Genomic DNA, 10,618 nt, shown 5'->3' with positions numbered 1-10,618 from the left:
AGTGCATAAATTGCCTGTACCGCCGCTATCGCAGGCAAGCCAGCTCCCACATTTTGATTTTTGGTGTGTTCAGCATTGCATTCCCATGCAGGACGACCGTTCGTCGCACTGGCAAGTATTTTCTAAACCTTTGCCGCCGTGAAAATTCGAATTCAGGGCGGGGAGTGTTCCCCCGCACTTATTTTTGCCCTGGAGGAACCCATCATGAGCCGCATGGCTATCCGGTTACGCACCGCCAGTTTCGCGATGCTGCTGGGCCTCGGCGCCAGCAATGCTTTCGCCCAGTCGCCTGCTGAATTCATCGAGCAGGCGTCGGCCAAAGGCATGGCCGATATCGAAACCAGTCGCATGGCCCACGCCAAAACATCGTCCCAGGAAATCAAGGATTACACCATTGAGGTGATCAACGAGCGAACCCTGGCCAACCAGCATCTGGCGGCCATCGCCAAGAAGCTTGAACTGCCGGTGGCGCCGCGGGAAAAGATCGTCGACAAAGCCGAGACCCTGATGCCGCAGCTCAAGGACGGCGACTCCTTTGACGCGGCCTACACCGCGCAACAGGTCAAGGAAAACGAAGACGCCATTGCCCTGTTCAAACAGGAAGGCGCGGCGTCGGATGTGCCGGAAATAAAAGCGTTGGTGGATGAAACGCTGCCCAAGCTGGAGGAGCGTTTGCAGAAGGCTCGTGCGTTGGCATCGACCTACGGCAAAGGCCATCAGGGTGACGGCTGAGGCGGTTGCCTGAAATGAAAAACGGCGGTTGGAGAGTTTCCAGTCGCCGTTTTTGTTGCTGCTATCAGAGCGCTAACTGCGCCTGGCCGGTACCTTCCAGGGCGAGCAGATATTGCTTGGCTTGCAGGCCACCGGCAAACCCGGTCAGCTCACCCGAGGCGCCAATCACCCGGTGGCAGGGCGCGATGATCGAGATCGGATTACGCCCATTGGCTGCACCGACGGCGCGCACTGCCTTGGGGTTGCCGATCTGCTGGGCGATCTGGCTGTAGCTGCGGGTTTCGCCGAAGGGAATGGTCAACAGCGCCTGCCACACTTGCTTCTGGAAAACGGTGCCGGTGAAGTCCAGGTCCAGGGTGAATTGATGACGGGTACCGGCGAAGTATTCCTGCAACTGGCGCTGCGCCTCCAGCAGCACCGGGCTGTCGTTGGCTTCGTGCAGTTCACCCAGGCGTACACGGTTGGCGCGTTCTGTTTCCCACAGGATCGCGCTGAGTTTGCCGTCACGTGCCACGAGCGTGAGTTGGCCGACCGGGGAAGGCATGAGCATGTATTCGTAGGCCATGGGAGGGCTCCTTGAGAGTGCGTGAACGGTACCACGACAGGGTAGTTTCATCCGCCCGCGTACAAACTGCGTTTCTTGCGGTTGAATTCGCCCAGCGTTCAGAAATTCCAGTAGACCCAGTTGTAGAGATGGGGGTAGGCAAACAGTCTGAAGGTGTAGTAGCCCGCCACGAGCAACGAACCTGTACGAAGGACGACGAACGAAAGGATATTGAACAGGGTGATGATCAACGCGAACATGACCACGCGGCGGCTGGCGTGGCGTCTGGCCAGCAGCACGCCGTAAACCGAACCTGCGACCGATCCCGCCGCCATGACCGGTCCGAGGAGAAAAGGCAGCTTCACGAACGACAGCAGCAGTGGCAAGACCAGCACCCAGCCCACCACTTGACGCAGTAAGGGTTTGGGCGTGTGTTGCTTGGATTCGGGCATTGTCTCGATCTCGGGCTGCAAGCGCTGACATGATCAAGGTGTCAGCGCCCGGCCACAGTCAGATTTTGCTGAGGGCGCCTAGTGGTCCTGTTGCAATACCTTGAGCGCTGCCGACGCGAGGAAACCCGAGCGGCTTTTTTCTTCGGGATGATTCAGCACATATTCATCGATACGGTTAAGCAGGTAGCCCGGCAGGGTGATGTTGAGTTTCTGCGCCTTGCCCAAATACCTGGTGACATCAATGTCCACCACTGCCCAGGTGCAACCCGCGTATTGCGGGTTGGCGGCATGCAGGGTGACTTTCTGCGCATTGGGAATCGGCGCACCGTCTTCCGCGAGGATCTCGAAGTGCCCTTCGATGGCTTCACGGGCCATGGCCATGGCGTCGTCCAGGTCGTCGCCAGCGGAGTAGCAGCCGGGAATATCCGGTACTTCCACACCCCAGGCGTGGTTTTCGTCACCGGTTGAAATTGCGATGGGGTAAAGCATGTCTGTTGTCCTCCTGGGACGGTCAACTCAGCAGAGCTTGTTTCAGGATGCTCTTGGCGGTCTTGTCCAACAGGTCCTTTTTTGGATGAGGGATCGTCACCAGCCCCGGCTTGGTCGGGTGCTTGAAGTGGTGATGGCTGCCTCGGGTACGCACCAGGTACCAACCGTCTGCAACGATGTGACCTATCAAATATCGGCTATCCACAACACCTCCTTGTGGTGTGTGTTGGTGGTGACTATAACTACAAAAAATAAATTATCAACACTCTACCTACCGACGGTCGATGACCGGTATTTCGTCAGGCAGTGTCTGAAGTGTATGAACGCGCAGCCATGGCGCCAGAGAGAGGTATTGCGAGGTTTTGCGCAGGTATTAGCGGGTGTGTAGGGCCTGTGAAACCACGCTGAGAAACGCATCAACCAAGAGGCTTTTTGTTTCAGTTGGCGTCAGCACCAGCAACTGCGCACACGCATCCACTTCCACCAATGGTCGGTAGGTCACGCCTTTGTTCATCAGGCTTTGCGTGCATTGCGGCACCAGCGCTACGCCTTGGCCGGCCGCGACCAGGGCGATGATCGAGGTGATCTGCCGCCCGGTCGGCCCTGGTCGCAGCGGCTGGCCGTGGCGGCGGTAGAGCTGCTCGATGGACTGGTTCAGCCCCGATCCGTAATCCGCCGGGAACAGGATCAGCGGATAAGCACTGAGCTGCGCCAGGCTGACCTGCGCCAGGCTCGCCAGCGGGCTGTCGGTGGATAACGCCGCCACCAGCCGCTCCTCGCCCAGCGACAGCGCTTGCACCTCTTTGCTCTGTGGCAATAAACGACTCAGCCCGACGTCCAGCCGCCCGTCGGCCACCTGCGCACCGAGATTGCCGGAGGCACATTCCACCAGGGTCAGTTGCACATCGGGAAAGCGTTGGGCAAACGCCTGGATCGCCTGGCTGAACAGGTCTGACAAGGCAATCGAACTGACATACCCCAGCGTCAGTTGCCCGGCGGTGCCTGCCGCGAGTTTGCCGGCGATGACCTGCGCCAGCTCCACCTGCTCCAGAACACCACGTGCATAGGGCAAGAACGACCGGCCTTGTGCCGTCAGTGTCACCGTGCGGCTGGTGCGATCGAACAGCTTGAAACCCAGCTCGGCTTCCAGCGCCGAGATCTGTCGGGTCAACGGCGGCTGAGCCAGGTGCAGGCGAAGGGCGGCGCGGCCGAAGTGCAATTCTTCGGCGACCATCAGAAAATATCGCAGCTTGCGTAGGTCGAGCATCCTGGCCCTCGGGTATTGATCGGTCCTGATTCGGTATTGGTTCAAGACGTGCCGGGCATTCTATAAAGACCGCTCAAAATAAAACGAGAGGTTTCATGAAACCGCGCCTGCATTGTGCCCGTCTTGCCCTGTTCCTGTGTGGCTGCGCGGCTTTTCTCAACCTGTATGCGACCCAGAGCATTCTCCAGACCTTTGCCGTGCAGTTTCAGATCAGCGCCAAGGCCGCGGGGTGGAGCATTACCGTGACGACCTTGGCTGTCGCAATCACGGCCCCATTTGTCAGCCGCCTGACAGGCCGTTTCGAGCAGCGCACGGTGATTTGCGTGGCGGCGCTGCTGTTGGCCGTACCCACACTGATGACGGCTTATGCCGACAGTTTTACCGAAGTGCTGGTGTGGCGGTTTGTCGAGGGCATGTTGATTCCGGTGGTGTTTGCCACCAGCGTGGCCTATATCGGCGACCGGTGGAGCGGTGGCACGGTCACCGAAGTCACCAGCCTGTACGTAGCGGGCACCGTGCTGGGCGGGTTTGCCGGGCGCTTCGTCACCGGGGTAATGACGGAGTATGTGGGCTGGCGCGAAGCCTTCGAGTTGCTCGCGGCGCTGAGCCTGATGGTGGGCGGGTTCATTCAGTTCCTGTTGCCGGTTAGCCGGGCGCGAACGGTGCCGCAGGCAACCGTTTCATCGGGGGCTCTTCGTCAGCCATTGCTGGCGGCTTATGCCGTAGGTTTTTGCGTGCTGTTTTCCCAGGTTGCGGCGTTTACCTACGTGGGTTTGTACCTTGGCCTGCCGCCATTCAATCTCGGTCCTGCGGCTTTGGGCATGCTTTACATGGTGTTCCTGCTGGCATTGATCGTGATCCCCATCGCGGGTCGCCTCAGCAAAGCCCGACCCCATAGTGAGTTGCTCACGGTTGCCGTTGTGCTGGGCATCACGGGCACGCTGCTGACCCTGGTGCCAACGCTGTGGTGCATCGTGTTGGGGCTGGCCCTCAGCTCCACCGGCGTATTCCTCGCCCAGGCCGCCGCCAATGCGTTCACCACGGCCAACGCCGGCGACAACAAGGCGGGTGCCGTGGGTATTTATCTCACCTGCTACTACCTGGGCGGTAGCTGCGGGGCTATCGTCCCGGCATTGATCTGGGAGAGGTGGGGCTGGGCGGGGTGTGTGGTGCTGATTGTCGCTTTCCAGTTGATGACGTTGCTTATCGCCTTGGTCGGTTGGAAGCTTGTTAAACCTGCGCTGGTACCAATGCCTTGACGGGCGTCGTCGCTGTACCGGCCGGGCCGCTTGCTCAAATAATTGACTGATTGGTGACATGTCCAGGCCGTGCGAACAAATCAATGCCCAGCGAGTGGAGTACTTTGAGGACTGTTTCAAAGCGCGGTTTTGCGCCGGGGGAGAACGCCTTGTAAAGACTCTCGCGACCCATACCCGTATCAGTGGCGATCTTTGTCATTCCTCGGGCTTTGGCCACGTAGCCGATTGCACGCAGAAACTCTTCGTTATCGCCGTCGGCCAGCACCTGAGAGAGGTACTCACTGATGGCCTCGTCACTGTCGAGCAGCTCGGCCATATCGAATGTCGTCAGTGTTTGCGCCATTTTCAAACTTCCTTTGCCAATTTTTTTTCCCGTCGGATATCGGCTTCTTGCGATGACTTGTCACCGCCCACCAGCAAGATGACGAGCGCTCTGCCTCGTAGGGTGAAATACACTCGATAACCGACACCTACATCGACTCGCATTTCTGAGATGCCGTTTCCCAGCGTCTTGATATCGCCCAGGTTACCCATGCTTGCTCTCTCAATACGCCGGCCAATCGCAATCTTTGCTCTCAGGTCGCGAACGCTTGAATGCCAGGCAGCGAAGACTTGGGTTTGCTGGATTGAATAATGCACAGGACCTCGCAGGCTTTAACTGTATCCATGTGGATACTTTCTGGCAATAGGAATGACTGATCGAAAGGTTGCGGAGGATGGGGCGGGGTCACTTCGGTTTCAAAGACGTTTTCTGTTGCCAGAATTTGCTAGGAAAATGGGCTCGTAGGCGTAGTTTTGAATTAAGCGAAACCGCCTACGCGGCCATCCGAATCGCCTGGGTTTTGTCTGTGCGAAGTTGCCACGCGTGTCGAACCACCAAATCCCAGGCATAAAAAAACCGGCCACCAGGGCCGGTTTTTTCATGCATCCCCCGTCAAAATCATCCAGACGTTGGACCAATAATTAAGTGGAGCGGGTAGAGGGAATCGAACCCTCGTCGGAAGCTTGGGAAGCTACTGTTCTACCATTAAACTATACCCGCTCAGAGCGGCTGACTTTGTACCAGATGTTCACCCGGATTTGAAGTTTTTCTTCAAAAATGTGCATGTGGGAGCTGGCTTGCCTGCGATGGCATCGCCTCGGTTTGCCTGATACTCCGAGGTGATGCCATCGCAGGCAAGCCAGCTCCCACATAGACCGCATTCTGCTTCAAATCGCAAAGGCATGTTGAGTCTGACCCTGGTGATAACGCAATCGACTGACCGGCCGCTCCGATTTCAGAAACCCGACGACAGCCTCCCGGCTGTCCCGGCATGCGGCCTTGTGCTCCATGTCGAGGAAGTGCCCCGTTGCCTGGATGGTGCTGAAGCTGCTGTGGGCCACATGCTGGCCGAACAACTTGGCGTCCTGGGCGCTGGTGTATTCGTCCCATTCGCCGTTCAAGAACAGCACCGGAATGTCGATCTGTTTGGCCGCCTTGAGGTAGCACAGGCGGTCGCTGTTGAGCACTTGGCTGATATGGAAGTGCATCTGCCCATATTCGTGCTCGGCCAGGCTGCTCACATGCTTGTAGTTGAAGCGTTTGAACAACGACGGCAGGTGTTTGCCGATGGTGTTGTTGACGAGATGCCCGACGCGGTCGCGGTCGAGGTTGCCGAGGTAGTCAACGCCACGTTCAAGGTAGTCGCGCATGGGCGTGTTGATCACCGGTGAGAACGAGCTGATCACCGCCTTCTCCACGCGCCGCGGGCGGTGGGCAAGGGCGACCAGGGTGGCGGCGCCGCCCCAGGAGAACGACAGCACGTGTTCGGTGGCGAAGTGGTCGATGAGTTCCAGGAGGATCTGGCCTTCGACGTCCTTCGTCAGCATTTGCTCATGGCGGTTATGGATTTTGGAACGGCCGGCGTAGGGCTGGTCGTACAAAACCACGTTGAATTGCGGGTGCAGGCTTTTCACGGTTTGGGCGAAGGATGCCGTGGTGGCCATGGAGCCATTGACCATGATGATGGTCTTTGCAGCAGCGTCCGCGCGATAGAACTCCGTGTAAACCCGATACTGACCCTGTATATCCAACACAGCGATTTCTGGCCTCATGTCGTAAGACTCCTGGCAAGCGGGTAGGGCGCGCAGATCACTCTGCACGAGCTTTGTGACAGGTAGGCATACGCCTGGAAAAGGGAGGCCCATGTCGATCCGATGACGGCTGGCCGACGGGTGTTGTTATGGCGGGCGGTTTTGCCTGGAAGGCCCGTAGATCAAGCGCGGGCGGGGGCAAAGTGTTTCTTGGAGGTTATGGGCGACTCGCCAGTCATATTTCGGCTGACGGTTTGATTCAAGCAGCACAGGCGCCACCTCGCAAGGCGCTCAACTGGTTTTTTGCCATCACCGGCTGAACGGTCGTCAGACCTGTCCGATCTCGTCGTCGGTCAGCGCCCGATACTCCCCCGGCGCAAGGTCCGCATCCAACACCAAAGGGCCCATTCGTTCGCGATGCAAGCCGATCACCTTGTTGTCGAAATGCCCGAACATGCGTTTCACCTGGTGATAGCGCCCTTCGACAATGCCCAATCGCGCCGTCGTCGGCCCCAGCAGTTCCAGGGTGGCAGGTTGGGTGGTGAGGTCTTCAAAGGCGAAGTACAGGCCGGCGGCAAACGTCGTGGCGTATTCGGGGCCGATCGCTTGCTCGGTTTCCACCAGGTACACCTTGGGCAGCTTGGTTTGCGGCTGCGTCAGGCGCCGCGACCACTGGCCGTCATTGGTGATCAGCATCAGGCCGGTGGTGTTGAAATCCAGACGGCCGGCGATGTGCAGCTCACCTTTGTCCGGCACATCCAGCAGGTCGAGGACGGTTGGGTGCTGTGGGTCCGACGTGGCGCTCACACAGCCCTGCGGCTTGTGCAGCATGAAGTAGCGCGCCGGTTTGCCAGCCTGCAACACCTCATCGTCGACACACACACGGCTGAATTCGCGCACCTCGTGATGAGGATCGCTGACTGCCACGTCATCCACTGTCACACGCCGTTCGACCAGCAATACGCGTACTTGCTGGCGATTGAAACGCGGCAGGTTGCTGAGGAAGCGATCTACACGCATTACGGCTGTTCAGCGCCGCGCAATTGCGCGTCCACCTGGGCGCAGCGTGGGCACAGGCAGGCCTGGTTGCGCAGTGCATCGGGTAACGCCTCAAGCACGGCCGGGTCGATGGTGACGCCGTAGCACCAGCACGCTTGGTCGGCCGTGCGCGGGTCGGCCAGGGTGCAGTCGTTGCGGGCGCCGCAGGCGGGACAGAGGGTTGGCGTGGTCATGGCTCGGTTCAGGCTGGATCTCGGTGGGGTGGCACGATACAGCGTCGCCGCAGACCGTGCCAAACAGACTGGGAAATGCCGGCGCTCCGGTCGTCCGATCTACGTGTTTCAAACTGTGTCAAAAACGCACCAGATTCGGTTTTTGATGTCAGATGTTTCGTCATTCAGTGAAAGCTGAATGCCGCCCCCCAGCGTCGCTGGAGGAGCTCTTCCGCGGTCCAGGAGGCCGCCATGTATCGACGACTGCTACTCACTGCCTTGCTCGCCCTGACCTTGTCCGCGTGTGTGCCCTATTACGACGGTGGCGGCACTTACTATCGCTCCGAGGTCTACACCACCCCGGCACCGGCGTATTACTACGGCGGCGGTTCTTCCTACTACGGGCGCAGCTATTACACGCCCGCACCGCGCTACTATTCTGCGCCACGCTACTACCAGGCGGCACCGCGTTATTACCAGCCAGCGCCGCGTTACTACTCAAGGCCTGGCTACCGGCCTTATCCGAACCAGGGCTGGGACAATCGCGGTGGTCACGACCGAGGCGGACGGGGTGACGGCGGCCATCGCGGGCACCGTTAACGCTCAGACAAATCCGCCAGGGGGTGCCGGCCTTCCCACGCTTTGTGGAAATGCGCCTGCACCACCGCCTCCGGCACCGCATGCACATCCGGCCAATGCCAATGGGGCTGCTGGTCCTTGTCGATCAGCCGCGCGCGTACCCCTTCGGCAAATTCCGGGTGGCGGCAGCAGTTAAGGCTCATGGTGTATTCCATCTGGAACACCTGGGCGAGGGACAAATGACGGCCGCGCTGGATCTGTTCCCACACCAGATGCGCGGTCAACGGGCAGCCTTCACTCAGGGTCTTGCCGGCGCGGCTGAATAGCGGGTCGCTGTGGTCGCGCAACTGGCTCAAGGCGCGCCAGGCGCAGCGTACATCGCCGACATCCAGCCATTCGTCGATCTGCGTCCGGCGCGGCAGCCACTGCGCTTCGGGTTGCTGGCTGTGCGCTTCCTGGGCCAGGGCCTTGAGCAGGCTGTTGAGCTGCATCGGTGTTTGTTCCTGCCAGTTCAATTGCAGCAAGCCGTCGATCAGTTCGTCTTGCTGGTCATCGCGCAGGAAGCGGTCGGCCAGGCCCAGGTCCAACGCATCGCGTCCGTTGATATGCGCGCCGGTCAGGCCGAGGAACAACCCGAGCTTGCCCGGCAGGCGCGGCAAAAACCAACTGGCGCCCACATCCGGGTACAGGCCGATGCTGATCTCGGGCATGGCCAGGCGGCTGCTCGGCGTGACGATGCGCACTGTCGCACTTTGCAACAGGCCCATGCCGCCGCCCAGTACGTAGCCATGACCCCAGCAGATCACCGGTTTTGGATAGGTATGCAGGCGATAGTCGAGGCGATATTCCGCTGCAAAAAACTGTGCGGCCAACGCCGGAACAACGCCGGGCTGTTCACGGCATTCCATCGCGAGGCTGCGCACTTCGCCGCCGGCGCAAAAGGCTTTGGGCCCATTGCCGCGCAGCAGCACGCAAACGATATTCGGATCTTTCGCCCAACCGTCCAGGCGCTCGCCCAGGGCCAGGATCATCGGCAGGGAGAGGGCGTTGAGGGATTTTTCCGCGTCCAGGCTGGCGATACCGAGGCGGGCACCGTCGCTGCCGGTCAGCTCTTCGAAGTGCAGGTTCATCGTGACCTCATTCGGGAAGGTAGAGGATCAGTATGATCGCTTCGTAGGAAAGTGCCGGTGGTGTGTCAGATCAATTGACAAGCGGGGTCGGCTTTCCTAGGGTTCGCCTCATTCTTTTTGACAAGACCATTCCAACATGACCGAAGGCGACCGTATCAAACTCGAACCCACCTGGAAGCACGCCCTGCGCGATGAGTTCGAACAGCCCTACATGGCCCAGTTGCGCGAGTTCCTGCGTGAGGAACATGCGGCCGGCAAAGAGATTTATCCACCCGGCCCGCTGATCTTCAACGCGCTCAACTCCACGCCGCTGGACAAGGTCAAGGTGGTGATCCTTGGCCAAGACCCGTACCACGGCCCCGGCCAGGCCCATGGTTTGTGCTTCTCGGTGCAACCGGGCATACCGACGCCGCCGTCGCTGCTCAATATCTACAAAGAGCTCAAGCGCGACCTGAACATCGACATCCCCAACCACGGCTGCCTGCAAAGCTGGGCCGACCAGGGCGTGCTGATGTTGAACACCACCATGACCGTGGAACGCGCCAACGCCAATGCGCATGCGGGCAAGGGCTGGCAGTTCTTTACGGATCGGATTATCGAGGTGGTCAGTGAGCACCAGCCGCATCTGGTGTTCTTGCTGTGGGGCGCCCATGCCCAGGGCAAGCAGAAGCTGATCGATGCCACCAAGCATCTGGTGCTGACCTCAGTGCACCCGTCGCCGTTGTCGGCGTATCGCGGGTTTCTGGGGTGCGGGCATTTCAGCCGGACCAACAAGTTTCTTGAGCAGAATGGCGAGACGGCGATTGAGTGGCGGTTGCCGCCACTCTAAACATTGTGGGAGCGGGCTTGCCCGCGATCGCGGTGGGCCAGCTGGCATCTTTG

15 protein-coding genes and 1 tRNA gene are annotated in these 10,618 nt (G+C 59.6%); 4 read left to right on the top strand and 12 right to left on the bottom strand.

The window, feature by feature from the left end:
* The first annotated feature begins 204 nt into the window (after positions 1-204).
* Positions 205-732: a DUF4142 domain-containing protein gene (locus B348_RS0112130; RefSeq protein ID WP_017736381.1), complete on the top strand. Its 528-nt coding sequence runs from the start codon at positions 205-207 to the stop codon at positions 730-732.
* A gap of 64 nt (positions 733-796) precedes the next feature.
* Here the strand turns inward: B348_RS0112130 and B348_RS0112125 are convergent, their stop codons facing one another.
* From B348_RS0112125 to B348_RS0112105, 5 genes are all read right to left on the bottom strand, one after another.
* Positions 797-1,297: a methylated-DNA--[protein]-cysteine S-methyltransferase gene (locus B348_RS0112125; RefSeq protein WP_017736380.1), complete on the bottom strand. Its 501-nt coding sequence runs from the start codon at positions 1,295-1,297 to the stop codon at positions 797-799.
* 98 nt (positions 1,298-1,395) lie between these two features.
* Complete coding sequence (locus tag B348_RS0112120; RefSeq protein WP_017736379.1) at positions 1,396-1,728, bottom strand: hypothetical protein; 333 nt, start codon at positions 1,726-1,728, stop codon at positions 1,396-1,398.
* Positions 1,729-1,806: 78 nt separating this feature from the next.
* Positions 1,807-2,217, bottom strand: a complete 411-nt coding sequence (locus B348_RS0112115; protein WP_017736378.1) for a type II toxin-antitoxin system HicB family antitoxin — start codon at positions 2,215-2,217, stop codon at positions 1,807-1,809.
* A gap of 22 nt (positions 2,218-2,239) precedes the next feature.
* Positions 2,240-2,422, bottom strand: a complete 183-nt coding sequence (locus tag B348_RS0112110) for a type II toxin-antitoxin system HicA family toxin (RefSeq protein WP_017736377.1) — start codon at positions 2,420-2,422, stop codon at positions 2,240-2,242.
* Between the two features lie 168 nt (positions 2,423-2,590).
* Positions 2,591-3,484, bottom strand: coding sequence for a LysR family transcriptional regulator (locus B348_RS0112105; protein WP_017736376.1), 894 nt, complete (start codon positions 3,482-3,484; stop codon positions 2,591-2,593).
* 95 nt (positions 3,485-3,579) lie between these two features.
* Between B348_RS0112105 and B348_RS0112100 the strand changes: the two genes are divergently transcribed.
* Complete coding sequence (locus B348_RS0112100) at positions 3,580-4,743, top strand: MFS transporter (RefSeq protein ID WP_017736375.1); 1,164 nt, start codon at positions 3,580-3,582, stop codon at positions 4,741-4,743.
* Positions 4,744-4,777: 34 nt separating this feature from the next.
* Here the strand turns inward: B348_RS0112100 and B348_RS0112095 are convergent, their stop codons facing one another.
* From B348_RS0112095 to B348_RS0112070, 6 genes are all read right to left on the bottom strand, one after another.
* Positions 4,778-5,086 (bottom strand): addiction module antidote protein, encoded by a 309-nt coding sequence (locus tag B348_RS0112095; RefSeq protein WP_017736374.1) that lies wholly within the window; start codon positions 5,084-5,086, stop codon positions 4,778-4,780.
* A gap of 2 nt (positions 5,087-5,088) precedes the next feature.
* Positions 5,089-5,382, bottom strand: a complete 294-nt coding sequence (locus B348_RS0112090; RefSeq protein ID WP_026136753.1) for a type II toxin-antitoxin system RelE/ParE family toxin — start codon at positions 5,380-5,382, stop codon at positions 5,089-5,091.
* 329 nt (positions 5,383-5,711) lie between these two features.
* Positions 5,712-5,785, bottom strand: a tRNA-Gly gene (locus tag B348_RS0112085).
* Positions 5,786-5,952: 167 nt separating this feature from the next.
* Positions 5,953-6,837 carry an alpha/beta fold hydrolase gene (locus B348_RS0112080; RefSeq protein WP_017736372.1) on the bottom strand — a complete coding sequence of 295 codons (885 nt, stop codon included), beginning with the start codon at positions 6,835-6,837 and terminating at the stop codon, positions 5,953-5,955.
* Between the two features lie 306 nt (positions 6,838-7,143).
* Complete coding sequence (locus tag B348_RS0112075; protein ID WP_017736371.1) at positions 7,144-7,836, bottom strand: 16S rRNA pseudouridine(516) synthase; 693 nt, start codon at positions 7,834-7,836, stop codon at positions 7,144-7,146.
* Positions 7,836-8,048, bottom strand: coding sequence for a cysteine-rich CWC family protein (locus tag B348_RS0112070; RefSeq protein ID WP_017736370.1), 213 nt, complete (start codon positions 8,046-8,048; stop codon positions 7,836-7,838). Before B348_RS0112070 ends, B348_RS0112075 begins: the two co-directional genes overlap by 1 nt.
* Before the next feature lie 231 nt (positions 8,049-8,279).
* Here B348_RS0112070 and B348_RS0112065 point away from each other — a divergent pair, with 231 nt between their 5' ends.
* On the top strand, positions 8,280-8,627 hold the full coding sequence (locus tag B348_RS0112065; RefSeq protein ID WP_017736369.1) for a hypothetical protein: 348 nt from the start codon (positions 8,280-8,282) through the stop codon (positions 8,625-8,627).
* Here the strand turns inward: B348_RS0112065 and B348_RS0112060 are convergent.
* The gene (locus B348_RS0112060) at positions 8,624-9,736 is read right to left on the bottom strand and encodes an enoyl-CoA hydratase/isomerase family protein (RefSeq protein ID WP_017736368.1); all 1,113 of its coding nucleotides are present in this window, start codon (positions 9,734-9,736) and stop codon (positions 8,624-8,626) included. The genes B348_RS0112065 and B348_RS0112060 overlap by 4 nt on opposite strands.
* A gap of 136 nt (positions 9,737-9,872) precedes the next feature.
* Here B348_RS0112060 and ung point away from each other — a divergent pair, with 136 nt between their 5' ends.
* Positions 9,873-10,565, top strand: a complete 693-nt coding sequence (ung, locus tag B348_RS0112055) for a uracil-DNA glycosylase (RefSeq protein ID WP_017736367.1) — start codon at positions 9,873-9,875, stop codon at positions 10,563-10,565.
* The last annotated feature ends 53 nt before the right edge of the window (positions 10,566-10,618 follow it).

This window comes from Pseudomonas sp. CBZ-4, assembly GCF_000346755.1.
Taxonomy (GTDB): Bacteria; Pseudomonadota; Gammaproteobacteria; order Pseudomonadales; family Pseudomonadaceae; genus Aquipseudomonas.
The sequence above is the reverse complement of the archived record's forward strand: the minus strand, read 5'-3'. Positions and strand labels throughout refer to the sequence as shown.